This window comes from Bordetella parapertussis, assembly GCF_020735925.1.
GTDB classification, from domain to species: Bacteria; Pseudomonadota; Gammaproteobacteria; order Burkholderiales; family Burkholderiaceae_B; genus Bordetella; species Bordetella pertussis.
In genome coordinates this window covers 3186610-3210237 of sequence record NZ_CP085971.1, presented here as the reverse complement: position 1 = coordinate 3210237, position 23628 = coordinate 3186610, and the positions used below count along the sequence as shown (strand labels likewise).

Sequence of the window (23628 nt, the reverse complement as noted above, 5' to 3'; positions counted from 1 at the left end):
GTTGGGCGTCTCAGGGGCTGGCCGGCAGGGCGGCGGTGCGGTCGGAACGGGCGGGCGCGGCGGCGTCGGTATTCCAGCCTCCGCCCAGGGCCTTGTAGAGCGCGACCAGGCTGGTATAGGACTCCGACTCGGATTGCGCCACGGCATCCTGTGCGCGCAAAAGAGTACGCTGCGCGTCCAGCACCGTCAAATAAGGCGCGGCCCCTTCACGATAGCGCGTTTGCGCCAGGTCGGCGGCGCGCTGGCTCTGCGTGGCGCTGTCAAGCAGGTCGCGCAGCCGCTGCTGGTTCTGTCCATAGCGCGTCAACGCGCCTTCCACTTCCTCGATGGCCTGCAGCGCCACCTGTTCGTAGCGCGCCCGCGCCGCGTCGTGCCGGGCCTGGCCCGCGCGCAGTTGCGCCTGGACGCTGCCCAGGTGCAACGCCGGCCAGCTGATCGTCGGCGCCAGCGCGAAGGCCTTGCTGCTGGCCTGGCCCAGGTCGCCGCCGCGCAAGGCAATGAAACCGAGGAACCCGCCCAGGTCGATGCGCGGATACAGTTCGGCGGTGATGGCGCCGACGTCGGCGTTGGTGGCGGCCAGCAGGCGCTCGGCGGCGCGCACGTCGGGACGGCGTTGCAGCAGCATGGCCACGTCGCCGATGGGCAATTGCGCGGCCAGCGGCGCTAGCGGCTGCTCCTGCCGCAGCTCGCCCAGTTCGGCCGGCCGCATGGCCGCCAGGACGGCGATGCGGTACTGGGCCAGGCGCCGTTGCGTCTCCAGCGGCGCGAGCAGCGCCCGCGTGCCGGCCAGCTCGGCCCGTGCGCTGGCCAGGTCGCCGGCATAGCCGCGGCCGGTTTCCACCAGCGCCGCGGTGACGCGCAGCGTCTCCTGCTGGGTGGCGAGGTTGGCGCGCGCCATGGCCAGCCGTTGCTCGGCGCCGCGCATCTCGAAATAGTTGCGTGCCAGCTCGGCCACCACCACCAGGCGCGTCTGGGCCAGGTCGGCGGCGGCGGCCTGGTCGCGCGCGGCCGCGGCCTCGGCCCGTCGCTGCAGGCGGCCGAACAGATCGATTTCCCAGGTCGCGTCGAAGCCCGCGCGGTAGCTTTGCGCGAGGTTGCGCTGGTCGGGGCCGGGGTTGATCTGCGACAGGCTGCGCGTGTAGCCGCCGGCCGCGGTCACGGTCGGCCAGCGGTCCAGTTCCTTTTCGTCGAGCGCGGCGCGCGCTTCGCGCAGGCGCGCCTGCGCCTGGCGGATATCGAGGTTGCGCGCCAGCGCCAGGCCGATCAACGCGTCCAGCCGGGCATCCTGCAACTGGCGCCACCATTCGCGTTGCAACCGGTCGGCCGAGAACAGCGCCTGTTCGGGGCTGGCCAGCTTCACCGGCGCGGGCGTGGGCGCCTGGTACTGCGGCCCTACGGCGCAGCCGGCCAGCGCCAGCGCGGCAAGCAGCGCGCCGGCGGTACGTGCAAAGGTCGTCGGGACGGGATGCGTCATGATGCGGTCTCGTGTGCGGGGGAGGCGGCGCCCGCCTGGGCGTCCAGCCGCGCCAGTTCGCGGGCGCGCGCGGATTGGCCGGCGGCGCGGTGGTCGCGCGCCAGCAGGGTGTACATGGTGGGCAGCACGAACAGGGTGAACAGGGTGCCCACCAGCATGCCCACCACGATCACCAGGCCGAGGCTGAAGCGGCTGTGCGCGCCGGCGCCGCTGGCGAACAGCAGCGGCACCAGGCCCACCACCATGGCGGCCGTCGTCATCAGGATGGGGCGCAGCCGGATGCGCGCGGCCCGTTCCATGGCGGCGCGGCGGTCCAGTCCGGCATGCGCCTGCATCTCGTTGGCGAACTCCACCATCAGGATGCCGTGCTTGCTGATCAGGCCGATCAGGGTCACCAGGCCGATCTGGGTATAGATGTTGATGGTGGCCATGCCGAGCGCCAGCGGAATGAGCGCGCCGCAGATCGACATCGGCACGCTGATCAGGATGATCAGCGGGTCGCGCAGGCTTTCGTACTGGGCGGCCAGGACCAGATAGATGACGATGATGGCGAACAGGAACGTCACCACCAGCGCCGAGCCTTCCTGGCTGTACTGGCGCGCATCGGACTGCCAGTCATGGCTGGAGCCGGGCAGCAGCAGGCGCGCCTGTTCGGTAAGGAACTGCACCGCGTCGCCCATGGTCACGCCGGGCATGGGAATGGCCTGGAACGTGGCGGAATTGAGCTGGTCGAACTGGGTCAGCCGGTTGGGTTCGACGCCCATCGAGATCTTCACCAGCGTGGCCAGCGGCACCTGCGCGCCGCTGGCGCTCTTGACATAGAACTGGCCCAGCGATTGCGGCGTCAGGCGCATGCCGCGCGGGCTTTGCGGTATCACGTCGTACGAGCGTCCGTCCATGCCGAAGCGGTTGACGTAGTTCTCGCCCACCAGCACGGCCAGCGTATCGCCGATGGCCTTCATGGTGACGCCCAGGCTGTTGGCCTTGGCGCGGTCGATGTCCACCCGCACCACCGGATTGTTGTAGTCCAGGTCGCTGTCGACCACCATGAACAGGCCGCTTGCGCGCGCGGCCTGTTTCAGGGTTTCCATGGCGTCGTAGACCACGCGGTAGTCGGCCGCGCTCATCAGCACCATCTGCACCGGCAGGCCGCCGGTCGAACCGGGCAGCGACGGCAGCTGGAATGCGAAGGTGTTGCTGCCCTCGATCGCGTTGACGCGGTTCTGCAGATCGCCCTGGATCTCGTCGGCCGAGCGCTTGCGCGCCTGCCAGGTGACCAGGTTCACCCCTCCGATGCTGTTGGCCACGCCGTCCGAGCCGTTGATGAGCCAGCGGCCGTTCTGCTCGGGAATCTCCTGCATGACGGCGTCCCACTTCTGGCCGAACTTCTCGACGTAGTCGATATTGGCGTGCTGGGGCGACTTGACGGCGGTCAGGATCATGGCCTGGTCTTCCACGGGCGCCAGTTCGCGCTGCGCGCTGCCGTACAGCACCGGCAGGCTCGCCAGTACCACGGCGGCGATCAGGCCGGTCACCCAGCGGTGGCGCAGCGAGACGTCGAGCACGCGCCCATAGGCGTCGCCCAGGCGCTGGAAGAAGTGCTCGGCCTTGCGCGCCATCCAGCCTTCGGAGACACGGCTGTTCAGCAGGAACGAACTCATCACGGGCGAAAGGGTCAGGGCGATCACGCCCGACACGCCCACGGCCGCGGCCAGCGTGAAGGCGAACTCCTTGAACAGCGAGCCGGTCAGCCCGCCCATCAGGCCGATGGGCGCGTACACGGCGGCCAGGGTGAGGGTCATGGCGATCACCGGCCCGGCCACCTCGCGCGCCGACCAGGGCGGCGTGCACCGGCGACTTGCCTTCCTCGATATGGCGGTGCACGTTCTCCACCACCACGATGGCGTCGTCGACCACCAGCCCGATGGCCAGCACCATCGCCAGCAGCGTCAGCAGGTTGATGGAGAAGCCCAGGGACAGCATGATGGCGGCCGCGCCCAGCATGGACAGCGGAATCGTCACCACCGGAACCAGCACCGCGCGCAGCGAACCCAGGCACAGGAAGATCACCGCCACCACGATGAGGACCGCCTCGAGCAGCGTATTGCGCACTTCGTCGATCGAGGCGTTGATGAAGCGCGCCAGCTCGAACGGAACCTGCACTTCGACGCCAGGCGGCAGGTTCTGCTTGATGCCCGGCAGCAGGGCGTTGATGCGTTCGACGATGGTCAGGGGGTTGCCGACCGGCGTGGCGTTCAGGCCGAAGTAGACGGCCTTCTCGCCGTCCATGCGGGCGCTGGAGTCGTACGAGGCGGCGCCCAGCTCCACCGTGCCCACGTCGCCCAGCCGCACGATGGCGCCGTCGACCTGGCGCACCACCATGTCGCGGAAATCGGCCAGGCTGTTCAGGTCCGTGTTGACCTGGATGTTGGATACCACGTACAGCCCCTTGGTCTGGCCGGGCGCGGCCTGCACGTTGTTGTCGCGCAGCGCCTGCGCGATCTCGCCCGCCGAGATGCCGCGCGCGGCCATGCGGGCCGGATCGAGCCAGACGCGCATCGCCAGGGTCTGGCCGCCGTACAGGTCCACGCTGGCCACGCCGTCGATGGACGAGAGCTGCGGCAGCACCACGCGCTGCAGGTAGTCGGTCAGCGCGGGAATCGGCATGGTCTTGCTGGAAAAGCCCACGTAGGCCACCGACGTGGCCTCGCCCGAGGACTTGGCCAATACCGGGTCGTAGATCTCCTGCGGCAGCCGGTACTTGACCTGGTTGACCTTGGCCATGATCTCGGTGAGCGCCTTGTTGGAATCGGCGTTCAGCTTCATGCGCACCGTGATCAGGCTGCGCCCCTGGGTGGACGAGGACGAGAGATAGTCGATGTTCTCGACCGTCGCCACCGCCTGGGCGATGGGCTGGGTCACGAAGCCCTGCATCAGTTCGGGCGAGGCGCCCGGGTACTGGGTGGTGATGGTGATGGTGGTGTTTTCGGTCAGCGGGTACTGGCGCACCGGCAGCTCGCCGGTGGCGCGCAGGCCCAGCAGCAGGATCAGGGTGCTGACCACCAGGGCCAGCACCGGGCGGCGCACGAACAGGTCGGTGAATGTCATGGTCGGCCCCGTTCAATGGCTGGCCAGCGCCGTGGCGCCGCCGGCGGCCAGCGTGTCCTGGCCGGAGACCTCGACCGCCGCGCCGTTGTGCAGCCGCAGCTGGCCCGAGGTCACGACCCGCTGTCCGGCCTGCAGCCCCTCGGTCACCACGATGCGGCTGTCCACCCGCTCGGCGGTCTTGACGAACACTTGCCGCACCGTCGCGGGCCGGACGGTGTCGTCCACGACGTAGACCGAGTCGCCGTAGGCGCTGTAGCTCACCGCGGTTTCCGGCACGGTGATGACGCCGGGGCGTTCGGGCAGCGCCACGCGGGCATTCAAGTACATCCCGGGCGCCAGCACGCCGTCGGGATTGGGCAGGGTGGCGCGCACCAGCAGGGTGCGGGCCTGTGCCGACACCTGCGGTTCTATGGTGCTGACCACGCCGTCGAACGCCCGGCCCGGATACGCATCGACGCCTACGCTGACGGCCTGGCCGGTCCTGATGTCGCGCAGCGCCTGTTCCGGCAGCGTGATGTCCGCGTACATGGTGCGCGCGTCGGTCAGCGACACGACCGGTTCGCCGGCGCGCACGAATTGGCCCAGGTCGACCCGGCGCACCCCCAGCACGCCGTCGAAAGGCGCCTTGACCTGCTTCTGCTCGACCAGGGCCTGCACCCGGCGCACCTCGCCGGCAGCCTGGTCGTAGGCGGCGCGGGCCTGGTCCAGCTGCTCGGCGGTGGCCGCCTGCTGCGGCACCAGGCGGCGCGTACGTTCCAGCACGCTGCGCGCGTTGCGCAGTTGCGCCTGCAGGCGCGCCAGGTCGCCCTGTTCGGGGGCATCGTTCAATTGCGCCAATACCTGGCCGGCCTGCACCGCCTGGCCCGACTCGAAGGCGATCCGCGCGATGCGCCCGTCCACTTCGGCGGGAATGACCACCTGGCGGCTGGCCTGCAGCGTGCCGATGCCGGCCAGCGTTACCGGCAGCGGTCCCAGCGCCGCGGGGGCGGCCGCGACCTTGACGGGAGCCATCGTCCAGGCCGGCGCCGAGCCCGCGTCACGCAGGTACAGCCACGCACCTCCCGCTATTGCCACGGCGGCCACGATGCCGGCCGCCAGCGTCCCTTTCTTGCTTTTCATGACGCAACCTAATTATCAAAGAATGTTCTTGGATAATTAGTCAAAGCGAGATTGCCGTCAAGAAATTAAAGATAATCCGACAGACCTTGTGGGGTTATTGTGGCTTGGGTTTTGGGGGCGATTCAGTCTTGCGCGGCGGGTTCCGGCAGCGTGAACAAGCCGAGAAAGCGCGCAATGCTTGCGCGCGGGCCGCTGTAGCGTAGTTGCTCGGCCGCAACGGCGGCATCGAGGTCGCCATCGTCGTACACCAGCGCCGCCAGCGCGTTGGGGGAGCCTTCGATGGTCGCATCGGGCCGCGCCGGCGGCCGGCCGCGCAGCAGGGCGATCTGGCCGTTTTCCACCCGGGCCCAGAAATGCTGGCCGTCCAGCACCAGTTCGTAGGTGGCGCTCAGGCGGGCGGCCGCGCGCGGGTCGAACATGGCGCGAAACGACAGCACCAGCGAGTCCACGCTCAGCCCGGCCTCGCGCGGCAGGGCCGGCGAGCGAGCGCCCCATTTGCCCAGCTGGAGGATGACCGGCTCCAGCTCGCGGCCCCAGTCCGTCAGTTCGTAGACCCAGGCGCCTGCCGGCGGGTCCAGCTTGCGGCGGCGCAGCACCGCGACGGCCTCCAGCTCGGTCAGGCGCTGCGTCAGTACATTGGGGCTGATGCCCGGCAATCCCTTGCGCAGGTCGGTAAAGCGCTTGGGGCCGAGCAACAGCTCGCGCACGACCAGCAGCGCCCAGCGCTCGCCGACCAGATCCAGTGCATGGGCGCCCGCGCACCCATCTTCATAGCTTCGTTTGCCTGCCATGCCTGTGCCGCCGGGCTTGCCTGCCCGCCAGTATGCGGTTCCAAAATAGGACCATTGACTCCGCTATCAGGAGTATTGCGCCGATATTACCAGTCCGGCGCGCGAGGCGGCGCCACACCTAGGCAGGTCCGGTGCCGTGTGTTAGTAATAGGGCCGGTACGGGGCTGCGGGGGCAGCCGATGACCATCGACCAGAGGCGCGCATGCAAAACGAACTCAAGCCGACCATCAACAAGCCGGTGTTTCTGACCTCGGCGCTGTTCATCCTGCTGCTGGTCGTCTTCACGATCGCCGCTCCGGCCACCGCCCAGGACTTCTTCAACGTGATCCAGGCCTGGATCCTGGGCAACGCCAGCTGGTTCTACATCCTGACCGTGGCCATCATCCTGCTGGCGGTCATCTTCGTGGCGGTCAGCCGCTACGGCAATATCAAGCTGGGGCCGGACCACAGCGAGCCCGACTACCGCGATATCACCTGGTTCGCCATGCTGTTCTCGACCGGCATGGGGATCGGCCTGATGTTCTTCGGCGTGGCCGAGCCGGTCATGCACTTCATCGATCCTCCGGTGGGCGAGGGCGGCACCGCGCTGGCGGCGCGCGAGGCCATGAAGATCACCTTCTTCCACTGGGGCCTGCACGCCTGGGCCATCTATGCCAGCGTGGCGCTGGTCCTGGCCTTCTTCTGTTTTCGCCATGGCCTGCCGCTGACCCTGCGCTCGGCCCTCTATCCCCTGATCGGCGAGCGCATCTACGGCCCGATCGGCCATGCCGTCGACATCTTCGCCATCATCGGCACGGTGTTCGGCGTGGCGACGTCGCTGGGCCTGGGGGTGGCGCAGATCAACAGCGGCCTGAACCACCTGTTCGGCGTGCCGGTCGGCATACCGACGCAGATCATTCTCATCGTCATCAGCTGCGGGCTGGCCACGATTTCGGTGGCCAGCGGGCTGGACCGGGGCATCCGCATCCTGTCGGAGGCCAATCTGCTGCTGGCGGTGGTGCTGCTGCTGTTCGTGCTGGTGCTGGGGCCCACGGTGTTCCTGCTGCAGACCTTCGTGCAGAATACCGGCGCGTACCTCTCGGATATCGTCAACAAGACCTTCAACCTCTATGCCTATGAGCCGACCGACTGGATCGGCGGCTGGACCTTGTTCTACTGGGGCTGGTGGATTGCGTGGTCGCCCTTCGTGGGCCTGTTCATCGCGCGGATCTCGCGCGGGCGCACCATCCGCCAGTTCGTGGGCGGGGTATTGCTGGTGCCCGCCGGCTTCACCCTGTTCTGGATGACGGTGTTCGGCGATGCCGCCATCCACGCCGTGCTGGTCGAAGGCGTGGGCGGCCTGGCGGAGACGGTCAGGGCGGACAGTTCGCTGGCGCTGTTCGCCTTCCTGGAGCACCTGCCCTGGGGGAGCGTGACTTCCGTCGTGGCGATCGTGATGGTGGTGGTGTTCTTCGTGACCTCGGCCGATTCGGGCGCGCTGGTGGTGGACCAGCTGGCGTCAGGCGGCGTCGAGAGCACGCCGGTCTGGCAGCGCATCTTCTGGTCCACCCTGATGGGCGTGGTCGCCATCGCGCTGCTGCTGGCCGACGGCCTGCAGGCGCTGCAGACGGCCACCATCGCCAGCGCGCTGCCGTTCTCGATCATCCTGCTGCTGGCCTTGTGGGGGCTGTTCAAGGCGCTCAGGCTGGACGCCACCAAGCGCAGCCTGCTTCATCGCACCATCACGCGCACCCAGCCGGTGCGCGGCCAGAACTGGGAGCACCGCCTGCGCAACATCGTGATGATGCCGCGCCGCGCGCATGTGCTGCGCTTCATTTCGGACGTGGTGCGTCCCGCCATGGACGACGTGGCCGAAGCCTTGCGCAAGGAGGGCTACGAGGCCCAGGTGGTCGACGGCGAGGAGAGCGAGGTCAGGCTGGAGGTGTCGCATGGCGTCTACCTGGACTTCTCCTATGCCGTCTACCCGCGCTCCGAGGTGCGCCCCAGCCTGACGCCCCAGGAGGCCAACGACGAGGAGGAGCGCCGCTACTTCCGCGCCGAAGTGCACTTGCGCGAGGGGGGGCAGGACTACGACATCATGGGTTGGACGCGTGACGAGGTGATCGGCGACATCCTCGACCAGTACGAGCGCCACCGCCACTATCTGCACGTGGTGCATTGACGCCCGCGCGGCTCCTACAATCGCCGCATGACGCTCAAGCAACTCGAAGCCTTCTACTGGGCCGCCACCTGCGCCAGTTTCGCGGTGGCGGCCGACCGCCTGCACCTGTCGCTGTCGTCGCTGTCCAAGCGGATCGCCGAACTCGAGTCGGCGCTGGGCCTGGACCTGTTCGACCGCAGCGGCCATCGCGCGGTCCTGACGGCCGCCGGCGAACGGCTGCTGCCGCAGGCGCGCGACCTGCTCGCCAGCGCCGATCGCATCCGCGCCAGCCTGCGCGCCGAGCCCGAGCTGGGCGTGCGCTGCCGCTTCGGCGTGGGCGAACTCAGCGCGCTCACCTGGCTGCCCAGGCTGATCGGACGCGTGCGCGGCCGCTATCCGGGGCTGGCGCTCGAACCCTATGTGGATGTCGGCCAGGTGCTCAAGCGCAAGGTTGCCGAAGGCGAACTCGATTTCGCCGTCGTGGCCGGCGCCTCCTCGCACAGCGCCATCGCGTCCGCGCCGGTGGGGCAGGCGCATTTCGCGTGGGTGGCCGCGCCGTCGGTGGCCGGAGCGGCCCAAAGCCTGACGCCGCAATTGCTGGCCGGCACCGCGCTGGTTTCGCTGCCCGACGGGGCGGGCACCACGCGCCTGCTCGATCCCTGGCTGGCCGGCGGCGCGCCGGCCGGTCCGCGCCTGGCCTGCAACAACTGGGGGGCGATCGTGGGCATGTTGCTCGAAGGCATGGGCATCGGCCTGCTGCCTCGCCACTGGGCGCAGGCCCTGGCGCGCGACGGCGCGCTGCGCATCCTCGCCAGCGATCCGGAGCCGGTGCCGTTGCACTATGCCTTTCATTGGCGGCGCGACGATACGCGGCCGCTGGTGGCCGCCATGCGCGACCAGGTGCTGCTGTCGGTCGACTTCGCCGCGCCTTGCCGGCTGCCCTGAGCGCGTCTTGCGGGGCACGCCGCGCCTGCGCTATCTTTGACCGCATGACCCAACCCCTACGCGGCGGCCTGAGCGGGCGCGAGCCCCTTTTCATCGTCTTGAACACCGGCTCCGGACGCGATGACGCGCCCGCCGCGCAGGCCGCCATCGTGCATGTGCTGCAAGCCGCCTCGCGCGCGCACACGCTGATGCCGGTCAGCGACGCCACGGCGCTGCCGGGCGTGGCGCGCCAGGCTGTCGAACGCGCGCGCGCCGAAGGGGGCATCGTCGTGGCCGCCGGCGGCGACGGTACGCTCAATGCCGTGGCGCGCGCCGTACTGGGCTCGGGCGTGCCGTTCGGCATCCTGCCGCAAGGCACCTTCAATTTCTTCGGGCGCGCGCACGGCATCCCGCAGGATGCGCACGCCGCGACCCGCTGCCTGCTCGACGCCCGCATCGAGCCCGTGCAGGTCGGCTTGCTCAACGACCGCCTGTTCCTGGTGAACGCCAGCCTCGGCCTGTACCCGCAATTGCTGGAAGACCGCGAGGCGTACAAGCAGCGCTATGGGCGCAGCCGCATGGTGGCGCTGTGGTCGGGCCTGGTGACTCTGCTGCGGGCGCCGCCGCAACTGACGCTGCAGCTGGAGCATGGCGGCCAGGCGCGCACGCTGCGCACGCCCACGCTGGTGGTGGGCAACAACGCGCTGCAGCTCGAGCGCCTGGGCATCGCCGAGGCGGCGGCGCTGCAGCAGGGGCAATTGGTCGCGATGTCGGTGCGCCCGGTGGGCACCCTGGCGCTTTACGGCCTGCTGCTCAGCGGCTTGTTCAGCCGCCTGGGCGAGGCCGACAAGGTCGTCAGCTTCGGCTTTGACCGCCTGACCGTCCGCGTGCGCGGGCGGCGGCGCGTCAAGGTGGCCATGGATGGCGAAATCTCCTGGTTGCCGACGCCGCTGCAATTCCAGGTCTCGCCCGAGCCGCTGCACCTGCTGGTGCCGCCGCCCGGCCAGCGGCTGGAGGCGGCATGATGCGCGTGCTGCATATTTCGGATACCCACTTCGGCACCGAGCGCGAGCCGGTGGTGCATGCCTTGCATGCGCTGGCCGATACGCTGCGCCCCGACCTGGTGGTATTGGGCGGCGACATCACGCAGCGGGCCCGGCGCGGCCAGTTCGCCGCGGCGCGGCGCTTCATCCAGGCCCTGCAGCGGCCGGTGCTGGCGGTGCCGGGCAACCACGACATCCCGCTGTTCAACCTGGCCGCGCGCCTGTTCGATCCCTATGGCAATTACCGGCGCGCCCTGGGCGCGGTGCTCGAGCCCGTCTACGAGGACGACCGCCTGCTGGCCATCGGCGTCAACAGCACGCGCGCGGCGCGTCGCAAGAACGGCGAGGTGTCGCGTACGCAGGCGCAGCGGGTGGCGCAGCGCCTGCGTGACGCGCGTCCCGGCCAGCTGCGGGTGGTGGCGCTGCATCACCCGGTGCACGCCATGGTCGAGAGCGACCAGCGCAATCTGCTCATCGGGCGCGAGTTCGCCGTGCCTGCCTGGGTCGACGCGGGTGTCGACCTGATACTGGGCGGGCATATACATTTGCCGTACGTGGCGCCGCTGCACGGCAAGGCCGGCGAAGCCGGCCGGCGCGCCTGGGCGGTGCAGGCGGGCACGGCGGTTTCGCGGCGCGTGCCGGGCAGGGTGCCCAACTCCGTCAACCTGATCGATTACGCGGCGCAAGCCGACAGCCCGGCCTGTACGGTGCAGCGCTGGGATTTCCAGACGGACAGCGGCGCGTTCGTCCTCTTCGGGCAGCAGGTGCTGGCCCTGAATCGCGCGCGCGGATGACGCTCGCCGCGGCGCGATGCCGCTGTTCGTGAACCTTTTGGCCGACGTTTCGTCTATTGACCCCATGGAATCCTACGCAGTCTGGATTGCTGCCCACCCCATCATCATCTTCGTCGCCGCGCCGGTCCTGGCCGCGGCAGGCGCGCTGTTGCTGTGGCAACTGGTCGCCGGCCTGCCCGCCGGCCGCCGCCGCACCATGGTCTTCGCCGTGCTGGCGCTGGTGGCGGTGGGGGTGTTCGGCGCGCTGGCCGCCTCGGTCGAGCACCAGGGCGGCATGGTCGCGTTCGACCAGGCGCTGGCGCGCGCGCTGGGGCTGTCCATGCCGGCCGCGTTGCTGTGGGTGCTGTCCTGGTTCACGCACCTGGGCGATCGAACCTTGCTGACCCTGGTGGCGGTGGGCATGACGCTGACGCTGCTGTGGCGGCGGCGCTGGGTGCTGGCCGGCGCCTGCGTGGCCGCGACGGGGGGCGCGGGCGCGCTGAACTGGCTGCTCAAGCGCGCGTTCCAGCGGGTGCGCCCGGACCATCTCCACGGCTACACGCTGGCCGACGGCTGGAGCTTCCCGAGCGGGCATGCCTCCGCCTCCATGGCCGTCTATGGCATTGCCTGCTACCTGATGTTGCGCACCTTGCCGGCGCGCTGGCGTTCGTCCGCGTTGGCCGGCGTGGCGGCCCTGATCGTCGCGATCGGGGTCAGCCGCGTGCTGCTGCAGGTGCACTTCCTGAGCGATGTGGTGGCGGGGTTCGCCATTACCGCCGCCTGGCTGGCCCTGTGCGTGGCCATCACCGAATGGGCGCTGCGCGTCAACGCGCGAGCATGAGCCGCAGCAGCGCTTGCGGTCCGGCGCGCTCGCCGGCCACCTCGCGCGGGTCGGCGTGGCGGTAGTCCGCGCCCGCTTCCGAGACCGCGGCGCCCAGCGCCCGGACCCAGTCCGGCGGGCTCGGGCACAGGTCCAGTACCCGCTTGCCCTGCAGGTCCACGCCCACCTTGCCGTCGCTGAACCGCTCCAGGGTCCGGTCGATTTCCCGTTCATCGGTAAGCGCCAGCACGATCACGGCCGACTCGCGCAATGCCTCGGCGGCGCTGGCGGCCAGCGTGGCCTGGCCGCGAAACGGTTCGCAGCGCAGCGGCTGGCGGTCGTAGAGCGTCAACGAGACATCCGGGGCGGCGTGCAGCAGCGCATGGGCCGCCTGGCTGCCGGTGGCCCCCAGCCCGATGATGGTGATCCCGCGCGTCATGGCGCCGGCACGGCCCAGGCGCTGACGACATGCGCGACCGGCTCGTCCGCGCCATCGCAGCGCAGGATGGCCTCGGCCATGGCCAGCCGGCCCGTCTTCAGGACCCGCGCATCGGCGATCACGGCGGCGCCGGACGTCTTGCGCAGGAAGTGGATCGTCAGGTTGGCGGTCACGGCGCCGGCCTGCCCGGTGGCGCCGACCACGGCCGCATACATCGTCAGGTCGGCCAGGCCCATCAGCATGGGGCCGGCCACGATGCCGCCCAGGCGCTGATGGGTATCGCGCGCCGGCAGCACGGCCCGCGCCGTGCCATGGCCGATATCGACCACGTCGATGCCCAGCACCTGGGCGAAGGGATGCTGGTCGGCCAGCAGCCGGTGGAACTCGGCCAGCGTCATGCGCGCGCGGGGTTCGGCGGCGGGGATATTCATGTCAGCGCTGCTCCAGGGCGGTGATGAAACTGTCCAGCAGCGATTCGGCCTGCTGGCCCAGTGACTTGAGCCGGCGCGTATGAAACAGCAGCAGGCCCATCAGATAGGTGAAGGTGTTCATTTCTTCCAGGGCGATGCGCTCGGCCGGCCAGCGGCGGGTGCGCGCCAGGCCCGTGCCCAGCAGCTCCACGCAGGTGCGCAGGCGCGCGTTCAGCCTGTCGTCCATTTCGCGCCCCAGGTCGCGAAACAGATACAGGCCCAGCGAGAACTCGGTCTGGCGCGTCGTGTAGTAATTGAAGAAGGCAACGATCACGCTGCGCGCGGCCTGGGCGTCGACAGCGTCCCGCAGCGCGTCGGCCAGGCTTTGCCGCAGACGCTGCAGCGACGCCTCCAGCACGGCGCCATAGATGGCTTCCTTGCCGTCGAACCATGGATAGATCGCGCCGGTCGTGCAGTCGGCCTCCTTGGCGATGGCGCGGATCGTGGTGTTTTCCAGGCCATCGCGGGCGAACACGCGCTCGGCGGCTTCCAGGATCAATTGCCGTCGCAGCGAGGCTAGCTGGTCGGCGCGGCCGGGCGGGCGGGGCAGGGTCATGGGTTTCCTTGTCTGCGCGACGGTGTGGCGGCGACGCGACAAGTCGCCCAGGCAAGTTATAGCAATGTTCTTTCAAAATAACAATGTTATATCCATGTGCGGCAGCGGCAGGCGCGATCGGGGCGCGGGCGGGCGCGGGCACACTTGGTGAGGTCGGGCGAATCGTCCACCAGGGGTGGTAGGAGATCGGCGCGGGGCAGGCGGGCAGGAGCTTGTTGCATTGCGATGCGCCGCCCTAGGGTTAGCCCGCGCGCGATTCCGGATTAAGGGGACAGGATGTTGCAACTTACCAACAATGGGGCGGGAAACCGGCTTTTTTCTGAGCCTGACCATAGCCAGTCCTGCCGATTTTTGATGCAATAGCGTCAACTTCCCTTCGCGGAGTTAGGGGGGCGGCAGGCCGGTATGTGCTGCATTGCTGCTCTTGTCACTCAAATCAACGGAGATTTCTTAAATGAAAAAGACTCTGCTCGCTGCCGCCCTGCTCGCCGGTTTCGCCGGTGCCGCTCAGGCAGAAACGTCGGTCACCCTGTACGGTATCATCGACACGGGTATCGGCTACAACGATGTCGATTTCAAGGTGAAAGGCGCTAACGCCGACGGCAGCGACTTCAAGTACAACCACAGCCGCTTCGGCATGATCAACGGCGTGCAGAACGGTTCGCGCTGGGGTCTGCGTGGTACGGAAGATCTGGGTGACGGCCTGCAAGCTGTGTTCCAACTGGAATCGGGCTTCAGCTCGGCCAACGGTAACTCGGCCCAAGACGGTCGCCTGTTCGGTCGTCAAGCCACCATCGGTCTGCAAAGCGAAAGCTGGGGCCGTCTGGACTTCGGTCGCCAAACCAACATCGCCTCGAAGTACTTCGGCTCGATCGATCCGTTCGGCGCTGGCTTCGGTCAAGCCAACATCGGCATGGGCATGAGCGCGATGAACACCGTTCGCTACGACAACATGGTCATGTACCAGACCCCGTCGTACAGCGGCTTCCAGTTCGGTATCGGCTACTCGTTCAGCGCGAACGACAAGGACGCTGACGCCGTCAACCGCGTTGGCTTCGCCACCGCCGACAACGTTCGTGCCATCACGACCGGTCTGCGCTACGTGAACGGCCCGCTGAACGTCGCTCTGTCGTACGACCAGCTGAACGCCTCGAACAACCAAGCCCAAGACGAAGTTGACGCCACCCCGCGCAGCTACGGCATCGGCGGTTCGTATGACTTCGAAGTCGTGAAGCTGGCTCTGGCCTACGCTCGCACGACCGACGGCTGGTTCGGTGGCCAAGGCTACCCGGTCGCTGTCACGCTGCCCTCGGGCGACAAGTTCGGCGGCTTCGGCGTGAACACCTTCGCTGACGGCTTCAAGGCCAACTCCTACCTGTTGGGCCTGTCGGCTCCGATCGGCGGCGCCAGCAACGTGTTCGGTTCGTGGCAGATGGTTGACCCCAGCAACGACAAGCTGACCGGCGGCGACGAGAAGATGAACGTCTTCTCGCTGGGCTACACCTACGACCTGTCCAAGCGCACCAACCTGTACGCCTACGGTTCGTACGCCAAGAACTTCGCGTTCCTGGAAGATGCCAAGTCGACCGCTGTCGGCGTCGGTATCCGTCACCGCTTCTAATCGGCTGCGGAACGCAAGTTCCGCTTCGATTCCAAGCTGACGCGCGGGCCTTTGTGCCTGCGCGTGAAAAGCCGCCCTTCGGGGCGGCTTTTCACGCTTTTGAATCATGTTTCCGGGCGCTTGGGTTCAGCCGGAAGTAAACCCGTAAATGCTACAATCCAAAGGTTTGCGCATTTGACGGACGCCTGAATGAACCTGCACCCGTATTTTCCCGTCCTGCTGTTTATCCTGGTGGCAACCCTGATCGGGTTTGCCCTGCTTACAGCGGGCTCGTTGCTTGGGCCTCGGCGTCCTTACGCCGAAAAACTGTCGCCCTATGAATGCGGCTTCGAAGCCTTCGAAGACGCGCGGATGAAGTTCGATGTGCGCTACTACCTGGTAGCCATTCTCTTCATCCTGTTCGACCTGGAAATCGCGTTCCTGTTCCCATGGGCCATTGCTCAGGGCACGGTGGGCCTCGTCGGTTTCTGGACAGTCATGGTCTTCCTGGCCGTGCTGACCGTCGGGTTTATCTACGAATGGAAAAAGGGCGCGCTGGACTGGGAATAAATCCCGGCCTCGATCAGCACGCTATCAGAGACGAATATGGCTATAGACGGCATTCTCAAGCAAGGCTTCATCACCACCAGCGCCGACAAGTTCCTCAACTGGGCCAAGACCGGTTCGATGTGGCCCATGACCTTCGGCCTGGCCTGTTGCGCGGTCGAAATGATGCACGCGGGCGCCGCCCGCTACGACCTGGACCAGTTCGGCATCATTTTCCGTCCCAGCCCGCGCCAGTCCGATCTGATGATCGTGGCCGGCACGCTGTGCAACAAGATGGGGCCGGCGCTGCGCAAGGTCTATGACCAGATGCCCGAACCGCGTTGGGTGGTGTCCATGGGCTCCTGTGCCAATGGCGGCGGCTACTACCACTACTCGTACTCGGTGGTGCGTGGTTGCGACCGCATCGTGCCCGTCGACGTTTATGTGCCGGGGTGTCCGCCCACGGCCGAGGCGCTGGTCTATGGCCTGCTGCAGATGCAGAACAAGATCCGCCTGACCAATACGATTGCGCGCTGAACCACCGGCGCGGGCGGCGCGGTTCGATCGCGCCGCCGCCCAGTGAAGCAGTGTCCCGGTTTACCTATGCGTACATGATGATGACCAGGCTCGAAACCCTGAAAAACAACTTGCAGGCCGCTTTTGGCCAGGACCTCGCGCTCACCGAGTCGCTTGGCGAATTGACGCTGGAAGTCGCCGCCGAGCAGTGGTTTTCGGCGTGCACCAAGCTGCGCACCGACCCCGCGCTGCGCTTCGAGTCCTGTATCGACCTTTGCGGCGTTGACTACCTGACCTGGGGCAATGGCACGCAGCCCGAGGAAAAGACCGGCCCGGTCACGCACGGCCGCTATGCCGTCGTCGTGCACCTGCTGTCGATCGAGCACAACTGGCGCCTGCGCGTGCGTACCTGGGCCCCGGACGACGAGTTCCCGATGGTGTCGTCCCTGCTGGAATGCTGGCCCGGCGTGAATTGGTTCGAGCGCGAAGCCTTCGACCTGTACGGCATCGTCTTCGAAGGCCACCCGGACCTGCGCCGCATCCTTACCGACTACGGCTTCATCGGCCATCCGTTCCGCAAGGATTTCCCGCTCTCCGGCACGGTCGAAATGCGTTACGACCCCGAGCAGAAGCGGGTCATTTACCAGCCGGTCACGATCGACCCGCGCGAAATCACGCCGCGCGTCGTTCGTGAAGGCTCTTACGGCATGGGGCGTTAATCATGGCAGAAATCAAGAACTACACGCTCAACTTCGGCCCGCAGCACCCGGCCGCGCACGGCGTGCTGCGCCTGGTCCTCGAGCTCGACGGCGAAGTCATCCAGCGCGCCGACCCGCACATCGGCCTGCTGCACCGCGCCACCGAGAAGCTGGCCGAGCACAAGACCTTCATCCAGGCGCTGCCCTACATGGACCGCCTGGACTACGTGTCCATGATGTGCAACGAGCACGCCTATGTCATGGCCATCGAGAAGCTGCTGGGCATCGAGGCGCCGCTGCGCGCGCAGTACATCCGCGTGATGTTCGACGAGATCACCCGCGTCCTGAACCACCTGATGTCGCTGGGCTCGCACGCCCTGGACGTGGGCGCGATGGCGGTGTTCCTGTACGCCTTCCGCGAGCGCGAGGACCTGATGGACTGCTATGAAGCGGTCTCGGGCGCCCGCATGCACGCGGCGTACTACCGTCCCGGCGGCGTCTACCGCGACCTGCCCGACACCATGCCGCAGTACGGCGATTCGAGCAAATACCGCGGCGAGAAGGAAGTGCGCGCGATGAACGACGCGCGCTCGGGCTCGCTGCTGGATTTCATCGAGGACTTCACCAATCGCTTCCCTGGTTGCGTCGACGAGTACGAAACGCTGCTCACCGACAACCGCATCTGGAAACAGCGCCTGGTGGGCATCGGCGTGGTCGACCCGGATCGCGCCAAGGCGCTGGGCTTTACCGGCCCGATGCTGCGCGGCTCGGGCGTGGCCTGGGACCTGCGCAAGACGCAACCCTATGAAGTCTACGATCTGATGGACTTCGACGTGCCGGTCGGCGTCAATGGCGATTGCTACGACCGCTATCTGGTGCGCGTGGCCGAGATGCGCGAAAGCAACCGCATCATCCGCCAGTGCGTCGAATGGCTGCGCAACAACCCGGGTCCGGTCATGATCGAGAACCACAAGATCGCGCCGCCCAGCCGCACCGCCATGAAGTCCAACATGGAAGAGCTGATCCACCACTTCAAGCTGTTCTCCGAAGGTTTCCACGTGCCTCCCGGCGAAGCCTATGCCGCGGTCGAGCACCCGAAGGGCGAGTTCGGGATCTACCTGGTGGCCGATGGCGCCAACAAACCCTACCGCCTGAAGATCCGGGCGCCCGGTTTTGCCCACTTGCAGTCGCTGGACGAAATGGCGCGCGGCCATATGATTGCCGACGCCGTCACCATCATCGGCACGCAGGACATCGTTTTTGGCGAGATCGACCGCTGATTCTTCATATCAGTCCAGAGCGCCCGCATAACCCGGATTCAAACTATGCTGCTTTCCGAACAGGCCTACAAAAAAATCGACCGTGAGCTGGCCAAGTTCCCGGCCGACCAAAGGCAGTCGGCCATCATGGCCTCGCTTGCCATCGCGCAAGAAGAGAAAGGCTGGTTGCCGGCCGAAATTCTCGAAGACGTGGCCAACTACATCGGCGTGCCGCCCATCGCGGTGCAGGAAGTCGCCACGTTCTACAACATGTTCGACGTCAAGCCGGTCGGCACGCACAAGATTGCCGTGTGCACCAACCTGCCCTGTGCCTTGCGCGATGGCGAAAAGGCCGCCGACTATCTCAAGCGCAAGCTGGGCGTCGATTTCCGTGAAACCACGGCCGACGGCCGGTTCACGCTGATCGAAGGCGAATGCATGGGCGCCTGCGGCGATTCCCCCGTGCTCATCCTCAACAACAAGCATATGTGCGTGCGCATGACGGAAGAGAAACTGGACGCGCTGGTCGATGGCCTGAAGTCGCAAGGAGAGTCGGCATGAACGCGCCTGACCTGTACAAGCGCCTGGCGCAGGGGCTGGACCCCAATCCGCTGAACGATCTGTCGATTTCGATGTGCCTGCATGGCCGGCACATCGCGCCGCAGATCATGGCCGACGTCGATGGCGAGAACTGGCGCCTGCAGGAGTACGTCAAGCGCGGCGGCTACGAGGCGCTGCGCAAGATCCTCACCACCGGCATGACGCCGGAAGACGTGATCGCGGAAGTCAAGGCCTCGGGCCTGCGCGGCCGCGGCGGCGCGGGCTTTCCCACCGGGCTGAAGTGGAGCTTCATGCCGCGCGCGTTCCCGGGTCAGAAGTACCTGGTGTGCAACTCGGACGAGGGCGAGCCCGGCACGTTCAAGGATCGCGACATCCTGCGCTTCAATCCCCATATCGTGATCGAAGGCATGGTGATCGCCGCCTACGCGATGGGGATCAGCGTGGGCTACAACTACATCCACGGCGAAATCTTCGAGGTGTACGAACGCTTCGAGGAAGCGCTCGAAGAGGCGCGCGCCGCGGGCTTTCTGGGCGACAAGCTGCTGGGCTCGGATTTCAGCTTCCAGCTGCACGCGTTCCATGGCTACGGCGCCTACATCTGCGGCGAGGAAACCGCGCTGCTCGAATCGCTGGAAGGCAAGAAAGGCCAGCCGCGCTTCAAGCCGCCGTTCCCGGCCAGCTTCGGCCTGTACGGCAAGCCGACCACGATCAACAACACCGAAACCTTCGCGGCGGTCCCCTGGATCATCCGCAACGGCGGGCAGGCCTACCTCGAAGTGGGCAAGCCCAACAACGGCGGCACCAAGCTGTTCTCGATTTCCGGCGACGTCGAGCGTCCCGGCAACTACGAGATCCCGATGGGCACGCCGTTCTCGAAGTTGCTGGAACTGGCCGGCGGCATGCGCGGCGGCCGCAAGCTGAAGGCGGTGATTCCCGGCGGCTCGAGCGCGCCGGTGCTGCCCGCCGACATCATGATGGACTGCACGATGGACTATGACGCCATCGCCAAGGCCGGCTCGATGCTGGGTTCGGGCGCGGTGATCGTCATGGACGAGACGCGCTGCATGGTCAAGTCGCTGCTGCGGCTGTCGTATTTCTATTTCGAGGAAAGCTGCGGCCAGTGCACGCCGTGCCGCGAAGGCACCGGCTGGCTCTACCGCATGGTGCACCGTATCGAGAATGGCCAGGGCCGCCCCGAGGACCTGGACATGCTCGACAGCGTGGCGGGCAACATCATGGGGCGCACCATCTGCGCCCTGGGCGATGCCGCTGCCATGCCCGTGCGCAGCTTCATCAAGCATTTTCGCGACGAATTCGCGCACCACATCGAGCACAAGTCTTGTGTGGTCCCGCAATATCTGTAGGTCTCAGGAACAGCAATGGTTGAACTAACCGTCGACGGCAATCAAGTCGAAGTGCCCGAAGGCAGCATGGTGATGCATGCGGCCCAGAAGCTCGGGCTGTACGTGCCGCATTTCTGCTACCACAAGAAGCTGTCCATCGCGGCCAACTGCCGCATGTGCCTGGTGGAAGTGGAGAAGGCGCCCAAGGCGCTACCCGCCTGCGCAACGCCCGTGACCAACGGCATGGTGGTGCACACCTGCTCCGAGAAGGCCAAGGCCGCGCAGAAATCGGTGATGGAGTTTCTGCTCATCAATCACCCGCTCGACTGCCCCATCTGTGACCAGGGCGGCGAGTGCCAGCTGCAGGATCTCGCGGTCGGCTATGGCGGCTCGTCGTCGCGCTACAAGGAAGAAAAGCGCGTCGTCTTCCACAAGGACCTCGGCCCGCTGGTGTCGGCCGAGGAAATGGCCCGCTGCATCCACTGCACCCGCTGTGTGCGCTTCGGCCAGGAAATCGCCGGCGTGATGGAGCTGGGCATGCTCAACCGCGGCGAGCATGCCGAGATCACGTCGTTCGTCGGCCGTTCGATCGAGTCCGAGCTGTCGGGCAACATGATCGACCTGTGCCCGGTGGGCGCGCTGACGTCCAAGCCGTTCCGCTACTCGGCGCGCACCTGGGAACTGGCTCGCCGCCGCAGCGTCAGCCCGCATGACAGCATGGGCGCCAACCTGGTGGTCCAGGTCAAGGGCGACCGCGCGCTGCGCGTGGTGCCGTTCGAGAACGAAGCGCTCAACGAGTGCTGGATCAGCGACCGCGACCGCTTCTCCTACGAAGGCCTCAATAGCGACGACCGCCTGGCCGCGCCCATGATCAAGGGCGCCGACGGCAAGTGGCAGGAAGCCTCGTGGGCCGACGCCCTGCAGGCGGTGGCCCAGGGCCTGTCGCGCGTGCGCGAAAGTTTCGGCGCCGGCCAGATCGGCGCGCTGGCTTCCGAGTACGCCACCACTGAAGAGTTCTCCCTGCTGGGCCGCCTGGTGCGCGCCCTGGGTTCCGAGAACATCGACTTCCGCCTGCGCCAGACCGACGCCGGCTTCGACGCGGCCCTGAGCGGCGCGCCGTGGCTGGGCATGCCGGTCGCCGAACTGGACAACCTCGACCGCGTCCTGGTGGTGGGTTCGTTCCTGCGCAAGGACCACCCCCTGATGGCGCAACGTCTGCGCCAGGCCGCCAAGCGCGGCACGCAGGTGCTGCTGCTCGACGCCGCCGCCGACGATCCCCTGATGCCGGTCGCCGGCCGCCTGACGGTTGCGCCGTCCGGGCTGGCGCGCGCCCTGGCCGAAGTGGCCGTGGCGCTGGCGCAGGCCAAGGGCCAGGCCGTGCCGGCCGAGTTCGCCGCCGTGGCGGCCGGAGAGGGCGCCAAGCAGATCGCCGCCAGCCTGGCCTCGGGCAGCAATGCCGCGGTGCTGCTGGGCAACATGGCCGTCAACGCGCCGCAGGCCGCCACGCTGGCGGCCAATGCGCAGGCCGTGGCGCAACTGGCCGGCGCGAAGCTGGGCTTCCTGACCGCCGGCGGCAATACCGTGGGCGGTTACCTGGCCGGCGCCGTGCCGGGCAAGGGCGGCAAGAATGCCGCCGCCATGCTGGCCGACCCGCTCAAGGCCTACATCGTGCTGCACGCCGAGCCCTCGCTGGACGCCGACAACGCGCCGCAAGCGCTGGCCGCGCTGCGCGACGCGCAGTTCGCCGTCGCGCTGACTCCGTATCGTTCGGCGGCCCAGGACTGGGCCGACGTCATGCTGCCGGTCGCGCCGTTCACCGAGACCTCGGGCACCTTTGTCAACGCGCAAGGCCAGCCGCAGAGCTTCAAGGGCACGGTCGCGCCGTTCGGTCAGACGCGTCCGGCCTGGAAAGTGCTGCGCGTGCTGGGCAACGTGCTGCACCTGGCGGGCTTTGACGAGGAAACCTCCGAAACCGTGCGTGACGCGGCGCTGGCGGGCGGCGTGGAAGCGCGCCTGTCCAACGCCATCAGCGCCCCGCTGGGCCTGGGCCAGCCGCTCGATGCGCTGGAGCGCGTGGCCGATGTGCCGATCTACCGCACCGACGCCATCGTGCGCCGCTCCGAACCGCTGCAGGCCGCTCCGGCTTCGCGCGCGCCCAAGGCGCGCATGAATGGCCGCACCCTGGCCAGCCTGGGCGTGAGCGCGGGCGACAAGGTGCGCGTAAGCGGCGCGGCGGGGGCCGTCGAGCTCGAAGCCGCCCTGGACGAGGCCGTGGCCGACCGCGCCGTGCGCGTGGCCGCCGCCTTTGAGCAAACCGCCGCCCTCGGCGGTGCCTTCGGTCAAATCAGCGTGGAGCGTGTCTGATGGAATGGCTTAATGTTCTCGAAAGCCACGGTCAGGCACTGCTGGGCCCCGTGGCGTGGATGGTGGTCTGGTCGCTCGTCAAGATCGTCGTGATCGCCGTACCCATCATTCTGTGCGTGGCGTACCTGACGTACTGGGAGCGCAAGATGATCGGCGCGATGCACGTGCGCCTGGGGCCGACCCGGGTCGGTTTCAAGGGCCTGCTGCAGCCGTTCGCCGACGTGTTCAAGCTGCTGACCAAGGAAGTGGTGGTGCCCAGCGCCGCCAACAAAGTGCTGTTCGTGGTGGCGCCCGTGGTGACGCTGATGCCGGCGCTGGCCGCCTGGGCCGTCGTGCCGTTCGGCCCCGAGGTGGTGCTGGCCAACGTCAACGCCGGACTGCTGTACATCATGGCGATCACCTCGATCGGCGTGTATGGCGTGATCGTGGCCGGCTGGGCCTCGAACTCCAAGTACGCCTTCCTGGGAGCGCTGCGCGCCTCGGCGCAGATGGTGTCGTACGAGCTGGCCATCGGCTTCGTGCTGGTCAGCGTGCTGCTGGTGTCGGGCAGCCTGAACATGAGCGAAATCGTGCTGGGGCAGGGCCGCGGCTGGTTCGCCGAGCGTGGCCTGACGTTCCTGTCCTGGAACTGGCTGCCGCTGTTGCCGCTGTTCATCATCTATGTGATTTCGGCCGTGGCCGAAACCAACCGCCACCCGTTCGACGTGGTCGAGGGCGAGTCCGAAATCGTGGCCGGCCACATGGTCGAGTACTCGGGCATGGCCTTCGCGCTGTTCTTCCTGGGTGAATACGCCAACATGATCCTGCTGTCGTGCATGGCCGCGATCATGTTCCTGGGCGGCTGGATGTCGCCGATCGACATCGCGCCGCTGAACTGGATTCCGGGCTGGATCTGGCTGGGCATCAAGACCTTCTGCGTGGTTTCGATGTTCGTGTGGTTCCGCGCGTCGTTCCCGCGCTACCGCTACGACCAGATCATGCGCTTGGGTTGGAAGATCTTCATCCCGCTGACCGGCGTGTGGCTGGTCGTCTTGGCGATCTGGATGCAGACGCCCTGGAACATTTGGCGCTGATGCGTCAGGCT

General features: G+C 67.4%; 20 protein-coding genes and 1 pseudogene. 14 read left to right on the top strand and 7 right to left on the bottom strand.

All coding sequences use genetic code 11. From position 1 onward, the window contains the following. Nucleotides 1–10: 10 nt before the first annotated feature. The 4 genes and pseudogenes from LK409_RS15155 to LK409_RS15140 form a co-directional block, all read right to left on the bottom strand. Nucleotides 11–1474, bottom strand: coding sequence for an efflux transporter outer membrane subunit (locus tag LK409_RS15155; protein ID WP_010929042.1), 1464 nt, complete (start codon nt 1472–1474; stop codon nt 11–13). After that, a pseudogene (locus LK409_RS15150) lies at nt 1471–4582 on the bottom strand (MexW/MexI family multidrug efflux RND transporter permease subunit). Before LK409_RS15150 ends, LK409_RS15155 begins: the two are co-directional and overlap by 4 nt. 12 nt (nt 4583–4594) lie before the next feature. Continuing rightward, nucleotides 4595–5701: an efflux RND transporter periplasmic adaptor subunit gene (locus tag LK409_RS15145; RefSeq protein ID WP_010929041.1), complete on the bottom strand. Its 1107-nt coding sequence runs from the start codon at nt 5699–5701 to the stop codon at nt 4595–4597. Nucleotides 5702–5823: 122 nt separating this feature from the next. Further along, entirely contained in the window at nt 5824–6492 is a 669-nt protein-coding gene (locus tag LK409_RS15140) for a winged helix-turn-helix transcriptional regulator (protein WP_010929040.1), read from the bottom strand. 202 nt (nt 6493–6694) lie between these two features. Here LK409_RS15140 and LK409_RS15135 point away from each other — a divergent pair, with 202 nt between their 5' ends. Genes LK409_RS15135 through LK409_RS15115 form a run of 5 tightly spaced genes read left to right on the top strand, consistent with a single transcriptional unit; the run spans nt 6695 to nt 12213 of the window. Beyond that, nucleotides 6695–8653 (top strand): BCCT family transporter, encoded by a 1959-nt coding sequence (locus LK409_RS15135; RefSeq protein WP_010929039.1) that lies wholly within the window; start codon nt 6695–6697, stop codon nt 8651–8653. 27 nt (nt 8654–8680) lie between these two features. Further along, nucleotides 8681–9577 carry a LysR family transcriptional regulator gene (locus tag LK409_RS15130; protein WP_003821275.1) on the top strand — a complete coding sequence of 299 codons (897 nt, stop codon included), beginning with the start codon at nt 8681–8683 and terminating at the stop codon, nt 9575–9577. 44 nt (nt 9578–9621) lie between these two features. Further along, nucleotides 9622–10581: a diacylglycerol/lipid kinase family protein gene (locus LK409_RS15125; RefSeq protein WP_003821276.1), complete on the top strand. Its 960-nt coding sequence runs from the start codon at nt 9622–9624 to the stop codon at nt 10579–10581. Next, nucleotides 10578–11393 (top strand): metallophosphoesterase family protein, encoded by an 816-nt coding sequence (locus LK409_RS15120; protein ID WP_010929038.1) that lies wholly within the window; start codon nt 10578–10580, stop codon nt 11391–11393. Before LK409_RS15125 ends, LK409_RS15120 begins: the two co-directional genes overlap by 4 nt. A 16-nt stretch (nt 11394–11409) precedes the next feature. Further along, nucleotides 11410–12213: a phosphatase PAP2 family protein gene (locus LK409_RS15115; RefSeq protein ID WP_010929037.1), complete on the top strand. Its 804-nt coding sequence runs from the start codon at nt 11410–11412 to the stop codon at nt 12211–12213. Here the strand turns inward: LK409_RS15115 and LK409_RS15110 are convergent. The 3 genes from LK409_RS15110 to LK409_RS15100 are packed head-to-tail and all read right to left on the bottom strand — an operon-like array spanning nt 12197 to nt 13657. Further along, nucleotides 12197–12631 carry an NAD(P)-binding domain-containing protein gene (locus LK409_RS15110; protein WP_003821277.1) on the bottom strand — a complete coding sequence of 145 codons (435 nt, stop codon included), beginning with the start codon at nt 12629–12631 and terminating at the stop codon, nt 12197–12199. The genes LK409_RS15115 and LK409_RS15110 overlap by 17 nt on opposite strands. Further along, nucleotides 12628–13062, bottom strand: coding sequence for a PaaI family thioesterase (locus tag LK409_RS15105; protein WP_003813949.1), 435 nt, complete (start codon nt 13060–13062; stop codon nt 12628–12630). Before LK409_RS15105 ends, LK409_RS15110 begins: the two co-directional genes overlap by 4 nt. A gap of 1 nt (nt 13063) precedes the next feature. Continuing rightward, nucleotides 13064–13657, bottom strand: coding sequence for a TetR/AcrR family transcriptional regulator (locus tag LK409_RS15100; RefSeq protein WP_010929036.1), 594 nt, complete (start codon nt 13655–13657; stop codon nt 13064–13066). Nucleotides 13658–14111: 454 nt separating this feature from the next. Here LK409_RS15100 and LK409_RS15095 point away from each other — a divergent pair, with 454 nt between their 5' ends. The 9 genes from LK409_RS15095 (at nt 14112) to nuoH (ending at nt 23617) form a co-directional block, all read left to right on the top strand. Next, complete coding sequence (locus LK409_RS15095) at nt 14112–15278, top strand: porin (protein ID WP_003821279.1); 1167 nt, start codon at nt 14112–14114, stop codon at nt 15276–15278. 189 nt (nt 15279–15467) lie between these two features. Beyond that, entirely contained in the window at nt 15468–15827 is a 360-nt protein-coding gene (locus LK409_RS15090) for an NADH-quinone oxidoreductase subunit A (RefSeq protein ID WP_003813943.1), read from the top strand. Between the two features lie 36 nt (nt 15828–15863). Further along, complete coding sequence (locus LK409_RS15085) at nt 15864–16340, top strand: NuoB/complex I 20 kDa subunit family protein (protein WP_003813941.1); 477 nt, start codon at nt 15864–15866, stop codon at nt 16338–16340. 74 nt (nt 16341–16414) lie between these two features. Then, complete coding sequence (locus LK409_RS15080; protein WP_010929035.1) at nt 16415–17038, top strand: NADH-quinone oxidoreductase subunit C; 624 nt, start codon at nt 16415–16417, stop codon at nt 17036–17038. A gap of 2 nt (nt 17039–17040) precedes the next feature. Continuing rightward, nucleotides 17041–18297 carry an NADH-quinone oxidoreductase subunit D gene (locus LK409_RS15075; RefSeq protein WP_003813935.1) on the top strand — a complete coding sequence of 419 codons (1257 nt, stop codon included), beginning with the start codon at nt 17041–17043 and terminating at the stop codon, nt 18295–18297. A 45-nt stretch (nt 18298–18342) separates the two neighbouring features. Next, on the top strand, nt 18343–18837 hold the full coding sequence (gene nuoE, locus LK409_RS15070; protein WP_010929034.1) for an NADH-quinone oxidoreductase subunit NuoE: 495 nt from the start codon (nt 18343–18345) through the stop codon (nt 18835–18837). Beyond that, nucleotides 18834–20201, top strand: a complete 1368-nt coding sequence (gene nuoF / locus LK409_RS15065) for an NADH-quinone oxidoreductase subunit NuoF (RefSeq protein WP_010929033.1) — start codon at nt 18834–18836, stop codon at nt 20199–20201. Before nuoE ends, nuoF begins: the two co-directional genes overlap by 4 nt. A gap of 15 nt (nt 20202–20216) precedes the next feature. Further along, nucleotides 20217–22544 (top strand): NADH-quinone oxidoreductase subunit NuoG, encoded by a 2328-nt coding sequence (gene nuoG, locus LK409_RS15060; protein WP_010929032.1) that lies wholly within the window; start codon nt 20217–20219, stop codon nt 22542–22544. Next, nucleotides 22544–23617: an NADH-quinone oxidoreductase subunit NuoH gene (nuoH, locus tag LK409_RS15055; protein ID WP_003813926.1), complete on the top strand. Its 1074-nt coding sequence runs from the start codon at nt 22544–22546 to the stop codon at nt 23615–23617. The genes nuoG and nuoH overlap by 1 nt, the downstream gene beginning before the upstream one ends. The last annotated feature ends 11 nt before the right edge of the window (nt 23618–23628 follow it).

Excerpts from the sequence above, each read along its gene's own strand:
- LK409_RS15090 (WP_003813943.1), top strand. The coding sequence starts at position 15,468 with ATGAACCTGCACCCGTATTTTCCCGTCCTGCTGTTTATCCTGGTGGCA.
- LK409_RS15140 (WP_010929040.1), bottom strand. The coding sequence starts at position 6,492 with ATGGCAGGCAAACGAAGCTATGAAGATGGGTGCGCGGGCGCCCATGCA.
- LK409_RS15100 (WP_010929036.1), bottom strand. The coding sequence starts at position 13,657 with ATGACCCTGCCCCGCCCGCCCGGCCGCGCCGACCAGCTAGCCTCGCTG.
- LK409_RS15105 (WP_003813949.1), bottom strand. The coding sequence starts at position 13,062 with ATGAATATCCCCGCCGCCGAACCCCGCGCGCGCATGACGCTGGCCGAG.
- LK409_RS15125 (WP_003821276.1), top strand. The coding sequence starts at position 9,622 with ATGACCCAACCCCTACGCGGCGGCCTGAGCGGGCGCGAGCCCCTTTTC.
- LK409_RS15155 (WP_010929042.1), bottom strand. The coding sequence starts at position 1,474 with ATGACGCATCCCGTCCCGACGACCTTTGCACGTACCGCCGGCGCGCTG.
- LK409_RS15095 (WP_003821279.1), top strand. The coding sequence starts at position 14,112 with ATGAAAAAGACTCTGCTCGCTGCCGCCCTGCTCGCCGGTTTCGCCGGT.
- LK409_RS15085 (WP_003813941.1), top strand. The coding sequence starts at position 15,864 with ATGGCTATAGACGGCATTCTCAAGCAAGGCTTCATCACCACCAGCGCC.
- nuoE (WP_010929034.1), top strand. The coding sequence starts at position 18,343 with ATGCTGCTTTCCGAACAGGCCTACAAAAAAATCGACCGTGAGCTGGCC.
- LK409_RS15145 (WP_010929041.1), bottom strand. The coding sequence starts at position 5,701 with ATGAAAAGCAAGAAAGGGACGCTGGCGGCCGGCATCGTGGCCGCCGTG.
- LK409_RS15135 (WP_010929039.1), top strand. The coding sequence starts at position 6,695 with ATGCAAAACGAACTCAAGCCGACCATCAACAAGCCGGTGTTTCTGACC.
- nuoH (WP_003813926.1), top strand. The coding sequence starts at position 22,544 with ATGGAATGGCTTAATGTTCTCGAAAGCCACGGTCAGGCACTGCTGGGC.
- nuoF (WP_010929033.1), top strand. The coding sequence starts at position 18,834 with ATGAACGCGCCTGACCTGTACAAGCGCCTGGCGCAGGGGCTGGACCCC.
- LK409_RS15130 (WP_003821275.1), top strand. The coding sequence starts at position 8,681 with ATGACGCTCAAGCAACTCGAAGCCTTCTACTGGGCCGCCACCTGCGCC.
- LK409_RS15115 (WP_010929037.1), top strand. The coding sequence starts at position 11,410 with ATGCCGCTGTTCGTGAACCTTTTGGCCGACGTTTCGTCTATTGACCCC.
- LK409_RS15075 (WP_003813935.1), top strand. The coding sequence starts at position 17,041 with ATGGCAGAAATCAAGAACTACACGCTCAACTTCGGCCCGCAGCACCCG.
- LK409_RS15080 (WP_010929035.1), top strand. The coding sequence starts at position 16,415 with ATGATGATGACCAGGCTCGAAACCCTGAAAAACAACTTGCAGGCCGCT.
- LK409_RS15120 (WP_010929038.1), top strand. The coding sequence starts at position 10,578 with ATGATGCGCGTGCTGCATATTTCGGATACCCACTTCGGCACCGAGCGC.
- LK409_RS15110 (WP_003821277.1), bottom strand. The coding sequence starts at position 12,631 with ATGACGCGCGGGATCACCATCATCGGGCTGGGGGCCACCGGCAGCCAG.
- nuoG (WP_010929032.1), top strand. The coding sequence starts at position 20,217 with ATGGTTGAACTAACCGTCGACGGCAATCAAGTCGAAGTGCCCGAAGGC.